The organism is Streptomyces sp. NPDC096152, from assembly GCF_044763235.1.
GTDB lineage: Bacteria > Actinomycetota > Actinomycetes > Streptomycetales > Streptomycetaceae > Streptomyces.
The window spans coordinates 1-15,334 of record NZ_JBIWFW010000007.1 but is presented as its reverse complement, the minus strand read 5'-3'; the positions used below and the strand labels follow the sequence as shown (position 1 = coordinate 15,334).

The window sequence follows — 15,334 nt, the reverse complement described above, 5'->3', positions numbered from 1 at the left end:
TAGGCAGAAGAGGTGAAGCCGCCGATGGCCGGAAGTGAACGCGGGGTGAACCCCTGCCGTCGGTGTGGTGAGGTCACGGAATGCTTACGGGGAGGGCACGTCCCGGTCCCGACGCCTCCTGTTCCCACCCGTCTCCGGCGGCCGTGGAACCCCCGGGTACCCGTTTCCGTCTCGATCCACGGAAGTCGACGGGGGAGGCACGGGGACATGGAACGGCGTGTGTTCATCGGGGGCGGGGCCGCGGCGGCCGCGGCGATCGCCACGGCCGCGTGCGGCGGCGGCGCGCAGGGCGCTCCGGCCGGGACGGGCCGGAGCACCATCACGGGGAGGTCCGCCTCCTCGCGCACACCGCTGAGGACGGCCGGCGCGGCCGCGGCCGCCGACTGGGCCGCCCTCGGCCGCGAGCTGGACGGCACCCTGCTCCGGCCCGGCGACGCCTCCTGGACGACGGCCCGCACGCTCTACAACACCCGCTTCGACACCCTCCGCCCCGCGGCGGTCGCGTACGTGGCGCACGCCGGCGACATCCGCACGGCCCTGTCGTACGCCCGCGCCCACCACGTCCCCGTGTCCATCCGCAACGGCGGCCACTCCTACGCGGGCTGGTCGTCCGGCGACGGCCGGCTGATCCTCGACGTCTCCCGGCTGAACCGGATCCGCGCGAGCGGCGGCTCGGCGGTGGTCGGCGCCGGCGCCAAGCTGATCGACGTCTACCGGGCGCTCGCCGTGAAGGGCGTGACCATACCCGCCGGCTCCTGCCCCACCGTGGGCGTATCGGGCCTCGTGCTCGGCGGCGGCCACGGCGTGGTGTCCCGGGCCTACGGCCTGACCTGCGACAGCCTCACCCGGGCGACCCTGGTCACGGCGGACGGCAGGCAGCTGACCGCGAGCGCGACCGAGAACAAGGACCTCTTCTGGGCGCTGCGCGGCGCGGGCAACGGCAACTTCGGCGTGGTGACGGAACTGGAGTTCCGCACCCACCCCGCGCCGCAGGCAGTGTCGGCGTACCTGACCTGGCCGTGGGCACGGGCGGCCGCGGTGGTGCGGGCGTGGCAGGAATGGGGTCCCGGCCAGCCGGACGAGATCTGGTCCTCGCTGCACCTGGCGAACACGCCGGGCGGCACTCCGACGGTGTCCGTGGCCGCGTTCTCGCTGGGCACCTACGGCGAACTGCAGAACGCGGTGGACCGGCTGGCCGCCGCGATCGGCGCCCGCGCGAGCCGCGTCTCGCTCAGGCGTCACTCGTACGAGGAGGCCATGGAGGCCTACGCCGGCTGCTCGTCCTTCCCGACGGAGGCCCAGTGCCACCTGCCGGGCTCCACCCCGGGCCGCTCCCCGCGGGGCGCGCTCGGCCGGGAGACGTACGCGGCCCGCTCGGACTTCTTCGACCGCTCCCTGTCGGCGGCCGGCATCGGCACGCTGCTGGCGCAGCTGCGGTCGGTGCGGGGCGGGGCGGGCAGCGTCGCGCTCACCGCGCTCGGCGGGGCGGTCAACCGCGTCTCCCCCACGGCGACGGCCTTCGTGCACCGCCGCTCCCGGATGCTGGCCCAGTACATCGCCTCCTGGCGGCCGGGCACGAGCGGCGGCCCGGCCCAGTCCTGGCTGACCTCGGCCCACGACGCCATGCGGCCGTACGCGTCCGGCGCGGCCTACCAGAACTACACCGACCCCACGCTCCGCGACTGGCGCAAGGCGTACTACGGGGACGCGGCGGCCCGCCTGGCGAAGGTGAAGCGGCAGTACGACCCGGAACGCTTCTTCTCGTTCCCGCAGGCGCTGTAGGGGACGGGCTCCCGTACGGGGCTCCGTGGAAGTGGCCGCCGGTGGAAGTGGCCGCCGGTGGGAGCGGCCGCCGTGCGGGCACAGCCGCCGTGCGGGCGCAGCGGCCGGTGGGAGCGGCCGCCGTGGAGGCGGCCGCAGCGGAGGCTAGGCGGCCAGGTCCCGCTCTCCGGTGGCGCCGGTGCGCTCGTCGGCCCGGGTCTCCTGGACCAAGGCGTCCCTGCCGCCGTCGGACCGCCGCCGCGCGCGCACCAGCCGGCCGCCCCACGCCGACCCCTCGACCGCCTTGAGCACCGGCGTCAGCAGGGCCATGGCGAGCGGCGACAGCAGCAGCGCGACCGCCGTGCCGAGGGCGAAGCCGCCGACGACGTCCGTCGGGTAGTGCACCCCCATGTAGACCCGGCAGAACCCTTCGAGCAGCGCGAGCCCGATCCCGGCCAGCCCGAAGCGCCGGTTGGCCACGAACAGCGCGACGCCCATCGCCATGGTGATCGTGGCGTGGTCGCTCACGAACGAGTAGTCGGTCTTGCCGGAGACCAGCACGTCCAGGCCTCGATGGGCGAGGAAGGGCCGGGGGCGCTCCACGAAGCCCCGGATCGGCACGTTCACCAGGACCGCGAGGCCGGCCGCGAGCGGCGCCCACACCAGTGCGGCGATCTGCGTCGCCGCGTCCTCGCCGCCCCGGCGGCGCACGGACCACCAGCACCACAGCACCAGCAGCACCATGGCGAACAGCAGCCCGAACTCGCCGACATACTCCACGACCCGGTCGAACCAGTGCGGTGCGTCCTTGGCCAGGCCATTGATGTCGTAGAGCAGGTTGACGTCGGGGTTCGACCCGGATTCGGCGAGTCCAGCCATGGTGCTGCGGCCCCTTCGTCGCGTTCTGACGGGCGCACCCTGTGTGCGCCCCTCCTGCCCACCCCCGTGGTCGTAGATCCGCTTCCGCTGCCCGCGCGTGGGACACGCGCTCCGTACGACGTCCGCTCGGCTACGTCAACAGGAACGCACGACCCCGATTGATACGTTCCGCACTCCACCGAATGATCACGCAGACGTTATCGAAGAGAGACTCGTCATCGCAGCTCAGGGGGTGGGTTCACGCTCGGTTTCACACCTTGGTGGGGAGCGCTTTCGCGCCATCCTCGGTTACCCGGGTGGCCCCGAAGTAGTCCGGCGTGTCGATGGGGTCGAACCGGATCACGGCCCCCGGCCGCGGCGCGTCGATCATGTAGCCGCCGCCGACGTAGATGCCCACGTGCCGGATGGCCCGCGAATTGGTCAGGTCGTCCGAGAAGAACACCAGGTCGCCGGGGAGGAGTTCGTCCCGCTCCGGATGCGGCCCGGCGTTGTACTGGTCGTTGGCGACCCGTGGCAGCGTGATCCCCACATTCTCGTACGCGGCCTTGGTCAGCCCCGAGCAGTCGAACCGCCCGCCCTGGTCGGCGGTGCCGTTGCCGCCCCACAGATAGGGCGTGCCGAGCTTGCCCTGCGCGTAGGAGATGGCCCCGGCGGCCTGCTCGGACGGATCCACCCGGGCGACGGGCGCCGCGAAGCTCTTCTCCAGCGTCGTGATGGTCTTCACGTAGTTCTGGGTCTCCGAGTACGGCGGCACTCCCCCGTACCTGATGACCGCGTCCGCACCCGCGTTGTACGCGGCGAGCATGTTGTGCGTCGCGTTCCCCGGCACGGTCCGCACGTACCTGGCGAGTTCGCAGTCGTAGGAGGCGGCCGACGGGATCGCGTCGGCCGGGTTCCAGACGTTGCGCTCGCCGTCGCCGTCGCCGTCGATGCCGTGGGTGGCCCAGGTGCCGGGGATGAACTGCGCTATGCCCTGTGCCGCGGCCGCGCTCCGGGCGTTCGGGTTGAACCCGCTCTCCTGGTACAACTGGGCGGCCAGCAGGGCCGGGTTGATGGCGGGGCAGAGGTTGCCCCATTTCTGCACCAGGGGCTGGTAGGCGGCGGGCACGGATCCCTTGGCGAGCCCGACGGTGCCGCCGGCCACGCCGTTGACGATGTTCCCTGCGACGACGTACACCCCGACGACGAGCAGCGTCACGAAGGCGAACGTGGAGCCGACGGCGGCGATCGTCACGATCCATGCCTTACGCACCGTCAACCGCCCTCCGTGGCCCGGGAGTCCGCCCACGTCAGTCTAGAGGCGGCCCCCGCACTTCGGGGATGATCACACACACGGGGAAAACGGCACGTGGCGGCGCCGCAGCCGGCGTTTCGGCCGGCCCCGGGCAACCCGGGGGCGGTGCAAGACGCTTACACGCCAAACGCGGCCGGGCCGGGGGGCCGGATCCGCGGGGCCGCGCCGACCGGGAAGGTCACGATCGGCCGGCGCCCCCCGTCACGGGTCGCCCGCCGCGTCCGCGTAGAGGTGCGCGGCCTCCGCGCCGAAGGCGACGCTGTAGGAGGTGTCCGCGGTCGTGCCGCCGTCCTCGTGTCCCCCGAGCACGCCGACGACCTCGCGGTCACCGTTGATCCACGGGCTGCCGCTGGTGCCGCCGGTGAACCCGGGGCAGTCGATGCGCTGCTGGGTGCTGCTGTGGGCGCGTGGCTTGTTGGTGCAGCTGATCGGCGCCTCGCGGGAGTTGGGGTAGCCGGTGAGCGTCACCGCGGTGGCGCCGGTCGCCATGCCGGTGACGAAGCGGTTGCCGCCGACCGTGTCCTCGACGCCCCTGCCGCCCTGCTCGTCGAGGACGGCGAAGGCGACGTCGCTGTCCTCGTCCTGGTCCCTGGTCCATCCGCCGGGCAGGAAGCGCCTCTTGACCCGCCAGACGCCGAAGGGCGCCCTGCCGTCCCGGTAGCCGGGCGCGAACACCAGGTCCTTGTCGCCGCCCAGGCAGTGGGCGGCGGTGACGATCAGGTTGCGGTGCGGACTGTGCACGACGGACGCGGTGCAGTAGTGGTGTCCGGCGAGGTCGCCGGCCTTGCCCGCGGAGAACAGCGCCCCGACCCGCGCGCTCTGCGTGGTCGTCTCGGCCACGGCGGTCACCCCGAGCGGGCCGGGCCCGTCGTCGGCGGCGGCGACGGACGCCGAGGTGGCGGCCAGCAGCACCAGGGCGCCGAACAGCGCGTACTGCCGGGGGCCGGTACGGGAGCGGGCGTGATGGGCGGGGCTCTTGGTACCTGAGGTGCGCTTCATCAGGCCCCACTCTGTCCCACGAAGGTGAGAAACCCGTCCCGACTTCACCGAGATTTTTCCCAGAACGCCCGATCACAGCAGCCTGAACCCACCGGTCCCGCCGGAACTGGAACCCACCGCTCTTCTCGGGGCAGAACCAGCCGGGCCCGCAGGAGCCCGCCCGAGCCGGGCCCCGCCCGGTCGGCGTGAGCCGGACCGGTCGAAACCGTCGTGGCCGGATCCGTCGTGGCCGCGACCGTCGCGGCCCGACCGACCCGCTGAGCCCCGAATTCCCCGTCCGCGCCTCCGTCACACCCCGGCCGTCAGGGGGAAGCCCACCCCCGTCAGCTCCTCCGAGACCGTCCACAGCCGGCGGGCCGTGTCGGGGTCGCTCGCGGCGGGCGTGCGGCCCACCAGCGTGGGGGCACCCCGCATCTCCGCCGGGCCGCTGGGGCCCACATAGCTCGCCCCGGGCAGGTCCTGGGTCGCGGCGTAGAGCGTCGGCAGGGCGCCCGCCCGGTCGTCCTGGGCCAGGAACCGGTTGCCGAACTGCATGACCGCGCGCACGACCGGGTTGGCGGTGTGGCTCTGCAGATTGGTGGCCGCCCAGCCGGGGTGGGCCGCCACGGCGCGGACGGTCGAGCCGGACTCGGTCAGCCGGCGCTGGAGTTCCAGGGTGAAGAGCAGGTTGGCCAGCTTCGACTGGGCGTAGGCGCGTTGCGGGGTGTAGCCGGCGTCCTGGTTCAGGTCGCCGAAGTCGATCCGGACCCGACCCCAGCGGTGGGCGCTCGAGGACACCGTGACCACGCGGCCGGTGACGCGCGGCAGAAGCAGGTTCGTCAGCGCGAAGTGGCCCAGGTGGTTGGTGCCGAACTGCGTCTCGAAGCCGTCCTTCGTCCGCTGCTTGGGGAGCATCATGACGCCGGCGTTGTTGATCAACAGGTCCAGCGGGGCCGTCCAGGAGGCGGCGAAGTCCCGCACCGAGGCCAGGTCGGCCAGGTCCAGGCGCCGGACCTCGGTGCTGCCGGGCATCCGGCTCGCGGCCGCCCGGCCCCGCTCCGGATCCCTTACGGCGAGGACCACGTGTGCGCCCGCCCGCGCCAGCGCGTCGGCGGCCGCGAAGCCGATGCCGCTGTTGGCGCCGGTGATCACGGCGGTACGGCCGGCGAGGCCGGGAAGGTCGGTCGTGTTCCAGGTGTGCTCGCGCGGGCGGCGCGCGCCGCCCGCGGCGGAGGTGGTGTCAGCCATACCCGCAATGTAGGCGTCGCCAACAATGCTGTCAACGACAACAATGATGACGGCGACAACTATGCTGGCATCGACTACATCGGGTTACCATGACACCCATGCCATCCCAGCGCCCCTACCACCACGGAGACCTGCGCGCCGCCCTGCTGACGGGCGCCGAGCGCACGCTGCGTGACCGGGGAGCCGCCGCCCTCTCCCTGCGCGAACTGGCCCGTGAGACCGGCGTCAGCCACGCCGCCCCGGGCCGGCACTTCAAGGACAAGCAGGCGCTGCTCGACGCCCTGGCGCTGGCCGGTTTCGAACGGCTGGCGCAGACCCTGGAGAGCGCCGACGAGCCCGCGCGGCCACTGGAGCGGCGGCTCGCCGCGCTGGCGCGCGCCTACCTCGGGTTCGCCGTCGACAACGCGGCACTGCTGGAGCTGATGTTCGCCCGCAAGCACGACCCCGACGTCTCCGAGCAACTCGCCGCCGCCGTCGACCGGTCCGTGGGGTCCTTCACCCGGCTCATCGCGGACGCGCAGCGGCGGGGCGAGATCGTGGCGGGCGACCCCGAACGCATCACCCTCGCGGCGGCCGCCGGCATCCACGGCCTCGCCGCCTTCGTGGCCAACGGGAGCCTGCCGCCCGACGAGGCCCTCGCCGGCCTCGACGAGCACGTCCACCTCCTGCTGCACGGACTCCGGCCCCGCTGACGCCTCCTCAGCCGCTCGGCCGGGCCGCTCCCCCGACTCCGAAGCGTGAGAACATCGAGTCGACCCCTCACTCGACCGGCCGTCAGAAACCGCACCCAGCCGGAAAAGGGTCAACGACGGAACCACACGACAGGTTCCGGTCCTACTTCATTGCCCGGCGTGACCTGCCGTGATACACAGAGTGACCACACCCGCCTTCGTTCACCTCCCTACGTCCGTCCGACCGCTCGGCACGCGGCGGTGGCAAGGTATTCGTACGAAACCCGCCAACCAATGACGCCAAGTCGACATGCCTGGGCGTGATTGTCGGCGAGAATGAGGCCTGACCTCTGCACGCTCGCAGGGGGACGCGGAACTACCCAACAGGGGCGGTGACTTACATGCTCTTTGCGGCCGACAAGGGAGACATCAACACCATCATCGGCGGGATCGCTCCGGACTGGGGGCCCTTCGGCAGCCTGGGCAACGAGGCGAAGGTGATGATCGAGGTGGTGATGGCGGTGGCCATCCTGCTCTGCCTCGGCATCGCCGTCTGGGGCGCCGCCAAGCAGCGCATCGGCGCCACGGCCCTGCGCGACACGTTCAGCGCCGAACAGGGCAAGGGCCTCATCATCGCGGGGCTGACAGGGGTGTTCATCATCGGCTCGCTCGGCACGCTCTTCACCATCGTGTACGGCATGGCCGTGTAACCGGCGCATGACCCGCGCGTGCGTGCGCATGCCACCCCACCGGCGTCGTCGGCCGGTGCCCCCGGGCGCGCCCGGTGCCCCCGCTGCCCCCACCCACCCACCGTGCCCACCGGCCGAGGTTGCGTTTCCCTGATGTCGAGTCATTACACCGCGCCCGCGCGGGAACCAGCACGGCTACCGTCGTACTTCTACGCGTTCCGGTACGAGGTCGAGGGGGCGTACGGGGCATGAGTCTCGGAGACGAGCACGGATTCGGCGATTCCGCGCGCGCCGACGACGGGTACGGGGGCAGCGGGCAGACCCGCACACGGCTCCCCGAGCGGGCCGGCGACCCGTACGGAGGCGCGCGGCGCGGGGGCCGCTCGTCATCGCGCAGCCTGGTCACGGTGGTCGGCGTGGTCGTGCTCCTCATCGCCGCGATCGCCTTCGCGAACCGTGGAGGCGACGGTTCCGCCGCCCAGGACGCCACTCGCGACCAACCGAGAACAGCCCCGACGGCGGCCTCGGGGGACCGTCCGGTGCGAACGAAGACGGGGGCCATCCCGACCGGCTACGCGCACGACGCGCAGGGAGCTCAGAGCGCGGCGGCGAACTACTCGGTGGCGCTGGGCTCCGCCGAGATGTTCAGCACGGACCCACGGCACGCGATCGTCGACACGGTGTACGCCCCCGACGTCGCGGCCCGCCGCCGCAGCGAGTTGGACAACGCTTACTCGAGCGAGAAGTTCCTCAGCAACATCGGCCTGGACAAGGACGGCACCGCGCCGTCCGGCCAGACGTTCGTCTCCCGGATCATCCCGGTCGGAACCAAGATCATCTCACTGAGCGGGAACACCGCGAGCGTCGAGGTCTGGTACACGTCGCTCTTCGGTCTCTCCGGAGAAGCGTCGACCAACCCCGTGTCGGAAAGCTGGTACACCACCACCTACCAGCTGGCGTGGGTCGGCAACGACTGGAAGATCACCGACTTCCAGCAAAAGGACGGCCCCGTTCCGGTCGGCCGCGACCAAAAGGCCTCCACCGCCGACGACATGACGAAGGCCGTCGAGGAGTACGGAGGGTTCACGTATGCGCGCTAACCACCGCTTCCTCAAGGTCACGGCCGCCCTGGCCGCCGTCCAGGCCAACGCGGTCGTCCTGGCCACCCAGGCCTTCGCCGCGCCCAGTCCGACCCCCTCTCCCACGGGGAGCAAGGACCCCTGCGGCCTGATCCGCGGACCCGCCAAGGACTACTGCGAGAAGGGCAGCGGGTCGGGCTCCAAGGGCTTGACCACCGACCCCTCCGCCCCCACCTCCGCCCTCGACCCCCTCTCCTCCCTCGCCAAGGGCTGTGCCGACGCCGCCTCCTGGACCATCGGCAAGCTCAGCAAGGCCGTGAAGGAGACCGCGAACGTCGACTTCACCAACCCCAAGTTCCTTCAGCAGTACGCCGTGGTGTTCGCCGCGTCGACGATCCTGACCCTCCTGCTGTGGCTGCTGGCCGTGGCCAAGCGGGCCGTCCGCGGAGTCCCCCTCTCCACCGCGATCTCCGAGGCCGTCGGCTTCCTCTGGCTGACCGTGCTCGCCTCCGCCTTCACCCCGCTGATCCTCTACACCGTCGTCTCGGCCGCCGACGGCGTGTCGGACGTCCTCGCCAGGGCCACCGGCGACCAGGCCGACACCTTCTTCGGCACCTTCTCCGCCGCCCTCGACAAGGGCGACAGCATCGGCGGCGGCCCGATCATGCTGATCGTCGTCTCCCTCGTCTCCATCCTCGCCGCCGGCGTCCTCTGGCTGGAACTCGTCCTGCGCGCCGCCCTGCTCTACGTCGGCGCCCTCCTCGGCACCGTCGTCTACTCCGGCCTGGTCGACAAGAACCTCTGGGGCCACGTCCGCCGCTGGGCCGGCATCATGATCGCCGTCATCCTGGTGAAGCCGGTCATCGTGATCGTCCTCGGCCTGGCCGGCGCCCTGTCCTCCGGCGACGACGGCCCCGGAGCCTTCTCCGCGGTCGTCTCCGGCCTCGCCATCATCCTGCTCGCCATCTTCGCCAGCGCGATGATCTACCGCTTCGTCCCCGGCTTCGGCGACGAGATCGCGGCCGGCCGCAACAACCGCATCATGCAGGGCGCCGAGGGCAAGGCCGCCGCGGTCATCAGCTCCCCGGCCACCCTGGTCGCCCAGGGCATCAAGACCCACAGCACCCGGGCCGACAGCAACGGCGGCGCGGGCGGCGGCCAGTCGTCCACCCCCCGCCAGACCAACCCCGCCTCCGGCGGCGTCGCCGCGCACAGCTCGCGCGTCCCGGACGGTGGCGGCGGATCCGTCCCCTCCGCCGCCCCAGCTCCCCGCGCCCCCAGCCCGGTGAACACCCCGCACGCCAGCAGTACCCGCAACAGCAGCAGCAAGAGCCCGGGAGGTGAAGGGCGTTGACGGCCGAGTCCCACGTGTCCCATACGGTCACGCCCCGCCGTACATATCTCATCGGCCGCGCCCGGCCGAACGCCATCGTCGGCCGCAACCGCGAGTCCGGCGAGATCGCCCTGATCATCGCCGGGGCGTTCCTCGGCATGATGTGCGGACTCCTCGTCCCCGTGCTGTCCGCGCGCATCGTGCTGCTGACCGGCTTCCCACTGCTGGCACTGGCCGCGGTCTACGTGCCCTACCGGCACCGCACGTTCTACAAGTGGTTCGAGATCAACCGCACCTACAAGCGCACCGTCAAGCGGGGCGCCGCCTACCGGTCCGGCGCCGTCGAGGCCGGCACGCGCCTGGACGGGCGGGAGATCGAGATCGGCCCGCCGCCCGGCATCGGACGCATCAGCTGGCTCGCCGCCCCCTTCGGCCCCGACGAGATCGCCGTCCTGCTGCACGCCGACCGCAAGACGGTCACGGCCTGCATCGAGATCGAGGGACCCGGCGTCGGACTGCGTGACTCCGAGGACCAGGAGGCCCTCGTCGACCGCTTCGGCACCCTGCTCAAGCACGTGGCCAACGGCGACGGCTTCGTCACCCGCCTGCAGATGCTCGCACGCACCCTGCCCGCGGACCCCGACGCCCACGCCAAGGACGTCGCGGTCCGCGGCGACGAGCGGGCACCGCGCTGGCTCACGCGCTCCTACGACCAGTTGCAGTCGATGGTGTCCACCAGCAGCGAGCAGCACCGCGCCTACCTCGTCGCCTGCATGCACTACACGCGCGACCTCGCCGCCGAGGCCCAGGCCATGGCACGCGCCGTCCGGCCCCAGGGCGGCCGCAAACTCGACCGGGACGCCGGCCTCGCGGTCGTCATGGCCCGCGAGCTCACCGACATCTGCTCCCGGCTCCAGGAGGCCGACATCCGCGTACGGCAGCCGCTCGGTCAGGGGCGGCTGGCCTCGCTGATCCACTCCATGTACGACCCGGACCACCCGATCGACCACATCCAGGCGATGACCCAGCGCAACGCCTGGCCGGCCGAACTGGACGCCATGGAGCCGACCTACCTCCAGGCCAAGACCCGCGAGTCGTCCACCCGCGAGCCCTGGTGCCACGCCACCGCCTGGATCAAGGAGTGGCCGCTGACCCCGGTGGGCGTCAACTTCCTCGCCCCGCTGCTCGTCCACACCCCGGACGTCATCCGCACCGTCGCCGTGACGATGGACCTCGAACCCACCGAGGTCGCCATCGAGCGGATGCTGACGGAGAAGACCAACGACGTCGCCGACGCCAGCCGCGCCGCCAAGATGAACCGCACCGTGGACCCGCGCGACGTGGCCGCCCACCAGCGCCTCGACCAGCGCGGCGACGACCTCGCCAGCGGCGCGGCCGGCGTCAATCTCGTCGGCTACATCACCGTCTCCGCGCGCTCCCCCGAGTCCCTCGCCCGCGACAAGCGGACCATCCGGGCCTCGGCCGGGAAGTCGTACCTGAAGCTGGAGTGGTGCGACCGCGAGCACCACCGCGCCTTCGTGAACACGCTTCCGTTCGCCACCGGAATCCGACGGTAGGGGCTGATGCTCTGATGCGGGACCCGCTGACCGCCCTCACGGACGCCTTCACGTCCTTCCTGTTCGGGAAGGTCGAGACGACCCGGCTGCCGGTGCGCACGTCGACGGGACAGGCCCAGGCGGTCTACCTGCCGACCGCCGCGCCCGGCCTCGGCGACTCCGGCGTCATCATCGGCCGCGAGGTCTACTCCGGAAAGGGATACATCTACGACCCCTTCCAGCTCTACGGCCAGCAGCTCCCCGCACCGCACTGGCTGGTCCTCGGCGAGTCCGGCAACGGCAAGTCGGCGCTGGAGAAGACGTACGTCCTGCGCCAGCTGCGCTTCCGCGACCGCCAGGTCGTCGTCCTCGACGCGCAGGGCGAGGACGGCGTCGGCGAGTGGAACCTCATCGCCGAGGAGCTGGGGATAACGCCGATCCGGCTGGACCCGACGGCCGCCCTGAACCACGGCATCCGGCTCAACCCGCTGGACCCGTCGATCACCACCACCGGGCAGCTCGCCCTGCTGCGGACCATCATCGAGGTCGCGATGGGCCACGGCCTCGACGAGCGCTCCGGCTTCGCGCTCAAGGTCGCGCACGCCCACGTCAACGAGACGATCGTCGAACGCCAGCCGGTGCTCACCGACATCGTCGAACGACTGCGCCACCCCGAACCGGAGTCGGCGGAGGCGATGAACGTCGCCATAGACGACGTACGGGCCTGGGGTCTGGACGTGGCGCTCGTCCTGGACCGGCTCGTCGACGGTGACCTCCGGGGCATGTTCGACGGCCCCACGACGGTCGGCATCGACCTCGACGCCCCGCTGATCGTCTTCGACCTCTCCCACATCGACCGCAACTCCATCGCCATGCCGATCCTGATGGCGATCGTCGGCGTGTGGCTGGAGCACACCTGGATCCGTCCCGACCGGAAGAAGCGCATCTTCCTGGTCGAGGAGGCCTGGCACATCATCAACAGCCCCTTCGTGGCCCAGCTGTTCCAGCGGCTGCTGAAGTTCGGCCGCCGGCTCGGCCTGTCCTTCGTCGCGGTCGTCCACCACCTGTCCGACGTGGTGGACGGAGCGGCGGCCAAGGAGGCGGCCGCGATCCTCAAGATGGCCTCGACCCGGACGATCTACGCCCAGAAGGCCGACGAGGCCAGAGCGACCGGACGGGTCCTCGGCCTGCCCCGCTGGGCGGTGGAGATCATCCCCACCCTGACCCCCGGCATCGCGGTGTGGGACGTGAACGGCAACGTCCAGGTGGTCAAACACCTGGTCACCGAGACCGAACGCCCGCTGGTCTTCACCGACCGCGCCATGACCGAGTCGTCCAGCGACCTGGCCGACGACGCCCTGCGCGCCGCCGAACGGGAGGCGGAGGAACGGGCGGCCGCCTTCATGGAACAGCACATCACCGACCTGGACGGCTCCTCCGAGTCGACGGTCGCCTAGGAGGAGGCGCGTGCGACCGGACGACCGCGAGCGGGGACAGGGCCGCCCAGACGGCCAGGGAGGCATCCCCGACGGACTGCTGCTCGGCCTCCTCGCCTTCCTCCTCGGCATGACGGTGCTGGTGTGGACGGCCACCGGCCTCGCGGGCCTGTTCGCACAAGGCGCCTGGCCGGCCGGCGTCACCTTCGCCCGTACGCCCCTGGCCATGCGCCACCTCATCGGCGCGCCGCACGACATGCCCGGCGCCTGGCCGGACTCCCCGCCCGGCGGGCTGTCGGGATACGGCCTGTTCTGGGGGCTGTTCATCGGCCAGTTGATGGTGCTGCTGGTGCTGACCGTGTTCGTGATGGGCACGGTGGCCCGCTGGAGAGCGGGCCGGACGCGCAGACGCGCGGACCGAGCGGCGGCACGGCACCAGCCGGCGCCCGCGGAGACCGCCTCGGCTCCGGCTCCGGCCCACCACGAGGTCCCGACCCAGAGAGCGACCTCAGCGCCCGGCCAACCGCCTCTCCAGCCCCACCGGACGCTCCCCCAGCCGGAGATCGAGGGCACCGGGGCACAGCAGCCCACGGACGTGCCGAAGCCCGCGCCGGCGGCACAGGTGACGACACCGGCCCTGGACCCCGCGCCCGCCCCGGCACCGGGTCCCGAGCCCTCCGCCGCCCCGGTCGCCGCCGAACGAGTGGGCAGCCGGGAGCGCGTCGTCGTGGCCCCGAGAGAGAGCCGTCAGGCCGCAGCGGCCCAGGCGATCCGCGACGCCGAGGGCCCCACTCTGGTGGTCACCTCGAACCCCGTCCTGTGGCAGGACACCAAGGACTCCCGCGCCAAACTGGGCCCGGTCCTCCTCTACGACCCCGCCCACCTCTGCGACACCCCGGCCCGCCTGCACTGGTCCCCCACCTCGGGATGCGAGGACCAGACGACGGCGGCCGCCCGGGCCGCCGCGCTGCTGGCGCCGGTCCGTCCCACGGCCAAGATCGACCAGATCCTGGCGGACACGGCGGAACTCCTGCTGCGCAGCTACCTGCACGCCGCCGCGGTCGACGGCCGCACCGTCCGCCACGTCCACCGCTGGTCCCAGGGCATCCAGGTGCAGGAGGCGGTCCGCGCCCTCCGTACGAATCCCAAGGCGGCGCCCGGATCGGCGGGCGAACTCGAGTCCGCCCTCACCTCGCACCCCCAGCGCCGCGACATCGCACAGGAGTTGACGAGCCGTGCGCTGTCCGGGCTCCTCACGGTCAACATCCGGGAAGCCTGCACTCCAAACCGAACTGATGCGATCGCCTTGGATTCCTTCGTGAGCGAAGGGGGCACGCTTTATGCGGTGGGGGAATCCATCGAGGATCCCCGGACCCACCCGGGTGCGATGCCCTTCCTGACGGCACTCGCCTCAAGCGTGGTCGAGCGCGGCCGGCGCATGGCCGAACGGTCATCCTCCGGTCGGCTCGACCCACCACTCTCCCTGGTCCTGGACGACGTGGCGGCCGTGGCTCCCCTCCCCCGGCTGCCCGAGCTGCTGGCCTCGGGAGCGGACCGGGGCCTGCCGACCCTGGCTCTGCTCCGCTCCCGCGAACAGGCCCGCAGCCGCTGGCCGCACGACGAACTCCCCGTCTGAAGAGGGAAACCCACCACCGCGGCGGACAGCTTCAGGCAACCCCTCAGGGACGCTCGAGCACGTACTCCAGCTCCGACTCCGCCGAGCCGCCCGCCAGCGGCACGGTCACACCGCTCGGCAGGAAGCCCACCCTGCGGTAGAAGCGCTGCGCCCGCCCGTTGTCCTCGTGCACGATCAGCCGGACGCGCTCCACCCCGATGCCCCAGGCCCACTCCAGGGCCTCCACGAACAGCACCTCGGTCAGGCCGCACCCCCGGTGTTCCGGTTGCACGAACACGCCGACGACATGGCCCTGTCGCCGCTCGACCGGGAACCCGGCCCAGTCCGTCGTGCCGGCCTCCTCCACCAGGACGGTGACCGTCCCGACCCATGTGCCGTCCGGCGCCTCGGCGACGAACTGCCGGGCACCGGTCGCGCCCTCAGCGGCGCCGGTCGCCCGGTCCTGCCAGAAGGAGTCCGGCTCGGCCACGGCCTGCTCGTGGGTCTGTAGGAACGCCAGGTGCGCCACCGGGTCCTGGAGCGCGAGGAGCCGCAACGCCTTCACCGCGGGCCACTCTTCGGCCCGTATGGCTCGGACCAGGTACTTCTCGTCGCTGTCGAGGCTGCTCATGGGCGCAACCGTAGTGCAGCAAAAAGAAAAAGGCCCACACCATTTGTGGTGTGGGCCTTCTATTAAAATTTGTTCGGCGGCGTCCTACTCTCCCACAGGGTCCCCCCTGCAGTACCATCGGCGCTGTGAGGCTTAGCTTCCGGGTTCGAAATGTAACCGGGCGT

General features: G+C 71.8%; 13 protein-coding genes and 1 rRNA gene. 8 read left to right on the top strand and 6 right to left on the bottom strand.

Annotated features, from left to right (window positions below):
• Positions 1-207: 207 nt before the first annotated feature.
• The gene (locus ACIQ9G_RS23335) at positions 208-1,782 is read left to right on the top strand and encodes an FAD-binding oxidoreductase (protein WP_403612704.1); all 1,575 of its coding nucleotides are present in this window, start codon (positions 208-210) and stop codon (positions 1,780-1,782) included.
• A gap of 144 nt (positions 1,783-1,926) precedes the next feature.
• Here ACIQ9G_RS23335 and ACIQ9G_RS23330 read toward each other — a convergent pair whose 3' ends face one another.
• The 4 genes from ACIQ9G_RS23330 to ACIQ9G_RS23315 all read right to left on the bottom strand — a co-directional run bounded on the left by ACIQ9G_RS23330 (position 1,927) and on the right by ACIQ9G_RS23315 (position 6,160).
• Positions 1,927-2,640 (bottom strand): phosphatase PAP2 family protein, encoded by a 714-nt coding sequence (locus tag ACIQ9G_RS23330; protein WP_403612701.1) that lies wholly within the window; start codon positions 2,638-2,640, stop codon positions 1,927-1,929.
• A 250-nt stretch (positions 2,641-2,890) separates the two neighbouring features.
• Positions 2,891-3,892: an NlpC/P60 family protein gene (locus tag ACIQ9G_RS23325; RefSeq protein ID WP_403613770.1), complete on the bottom strand. Its 1,002-nt coding sequence runs from the start codon at positions 3,890-3,892 to the stop codon at positions 2,891-2,893.
• 243 nt (positions 3,893-4,135) lie between these two features.
• Entirely contained in the window at positions 4,136-4,933 is a 798-nt protein-coding gene (locus ACIQ9G_RS23320; RefSeq protein ID WP_403612699.1) for a trypsin-like serine peptidase, read from the bottom strand.
• A 288-nt stretch (positions 4,934-5,221) separates the two neighbouring features.
• Positions 5,222-6,160 (bottom strand): oxidoreductase, encoded by a 939-nt coding sequence (locus tag ACIQ9G_RS23315; protein WP_403612696.1) that lies wholly within the window; start codon positions 6,158-6,160, stop codon positions 5,222-5,224.
• A gap of 89 nt (positions 6,161-6,249) precedes the next feature.
• On the opposite strand from ACIQ9G_RS23315, the gene ACIQ9G_RS23310 reads away from it, so the two are divergent.
• From ACIQ9G_RS23310 to ACIQ9G_RS23280, 7 genes are all read left to right on the top strand, one after another.
• Entirely contained in the window at positions 6,250-6,852 is a 603-nt protein-coding gene (locus ACIQ9G_RS23310) for a TetR/AcrR family transcriptional regulator (RefSeq protein WP_403612694.1), read from the top strand.
• Between the two features lie 380 nt (positions 6,853-7,232).
• Positions 7,233-7,541, top strand: coding sequence for a hypothetical protein (locus ACIQ9G_RS23305; protein ID WP_014673544.1), 309 nt, complete (start codon positions 7,233-7,235; stop codon positions 7,539-7,541).
• Between the two features lie 227 nt (positions 7,542-7,768).
• Entirely contained in the window at positions 7,769-8,620 is an 852-nt protein-coding gene (locus ACIQ9G_RS23300; RefSeq protein WP_403612692.1) for a hypothetical protein, read from the top strand.
• Positions 8,610-9,953, top strand: coding sequence for a hypothetical protein (locus tag ACIQ9G_RS23295; protein ID WP_403612690.1), 1,344 nt, complete (start codon positions 8,610-8,612; stop codon positions 9,951-9,953). The genes ACIQ9G_RS23300 and ACIQ9G_RS23295 overlap by 11 nt, the downstream gene beginning before the upstream one ends.
• Positions 9,950-11,509, top strand: a complete 1,560-nt coding sequence (locus ACIQ9G_RS23290) for an SCO6880 family protein (protein WP_403612687.1) — start codon at positions 9,950-9,952, stop codon at positions 11,507-11,509. Before ACIQ9G_RS23295 ends, ACIQ9G_RS23290 begins: the two co-directional genes overlap by 4 nt.
• 14 nt (positions 11,510-11,523) lie before the next feature.
• Positions 11,524-12,945 (top strand): ATP-binding protein, encoded by a 1,422-nt coding sequence (locus ACIQ9G_RS23285; RefSeq protein ID WP_403612684.1) that lies wholly within the window; start codon positions 11,524-11,526, stop codon positions 12,943-12,945.
• 10 nt (positions 12,946-12,955) lie between these two features.
• Complete coding sequence (locus ACIQ9G_RS23280) at positions 12,956-14,560, top strand: type IV secretory system conjugative DNA transfer family protein (protein ID WP_403612681.1); 1,605 nt, start codon at positions 12,956-12,958, stop codon at positions 14,558-14,560.
• A gap of 43 nt (positions 14,561-14,603) precedes the next feature.
• Here the strand turns inward: ACIQ9G_RS23280 and ACIQ9G_RS23275 are convergent, their stop codons facing one another.
• Positions 14,604-15,170 (bottom strand): GNAT family N-acetyltransferase, encoded by a 567-nt coding sequence (locus ACIQ9G_RS23275; protein WP_403612678.1) that lies wholly within the window; start codon positions 15,168-15,170, stop codon positions 14,604-14,606.
• A gap of 71 nt (positions 15,171-15,241) precedes the next feature.
• Positions 15,242-15,334, bottom strand: a 5S ribosomal RNA gene (gene rrf, locus ACIQ9G_RS23270); the annotation flags it as partial.

What these genes read in the sequence shown, in the direction of transcription:
- ACIQ9G_RS23335 (WP_403612704.1), top strand. Translation starts at nt 208, where the DNA reads ATGGAACGGCGTGTGTTCATCGGGGGCGGGGCCGCGGCGGCCGCGGCG.
- ACIQ9G_RS23330 (WP_403612701.1), bottom strand. Translation starts at nt 2,640, where the DNA reads ATGGCTGGACTCGCCGAATCCGGGTCGAACCCCGACGTCAACCTGCTC.
- ACIQ9G_RS23320 (WP_403612699.1), bottom strand. Translation starts at nt 4,933, where the DNA reads ATGAAGCGCACCTCAGGTACCAAGAGCCCCGCCCATCACGCCCGCTCC.
- ACIQ9G_RS23315 (WP_403612696.1), bottom strand. Translation starts at nt 6,160, where the DNA reads ATGGCTGACACCACCTCCGCCGCGGGCGGCGCGCGCCGCCCGCGCGAG.
- ACIQ9G_RS23310 (WP_403612694.1), top strand. Translation starts at nt 6,250, where the DNA reads ATGACACCCATGCCATCCCAGCGCCCCTACCACCACGGAGACCTGCGC.
- ACIQ9G_RS23305 (WP_014673544.1), top strand. Translation starts at nt 7,233, where the DNA reads ATGCTCTTTGCGGCCGACAAGGGAGACATCAACACCATCATCGGCGGG.
- ACIQ9G_RS23300 (WP_403612692.1), top strand. Translation starts at nt 7,769, where the DNA reads ATGAGTCTCGGAGACGAGCACGGATTCGGCGATTCCGCGCGCGCCGAC.
- ACIQ9G_RS23295 (WP_403612690.1), top strand. Translation starts at nt 8,610, where the DNA reads ATGCGCGCTAACCACCGCTTCCTCAAGGTCACGGCCGCCCTGGCCGCC.
- ACIQ9G_RS23285 (WP_403612684.1), top strand. Translation starts at nt 11,524, where the DNA reads ATGCGGGACCCGCTGACCGCCCTCACGGACGCCTTCACGTCCTTCCTG.
- ACIQ9G_RS23275 (WP_403612678.1), bottom strand. Translation starts at nt 15,170, where the DNA reads ATGAGCAGCCTCGACAGCGACGAGAAGTACCTGGTCCGAGCCATACGG.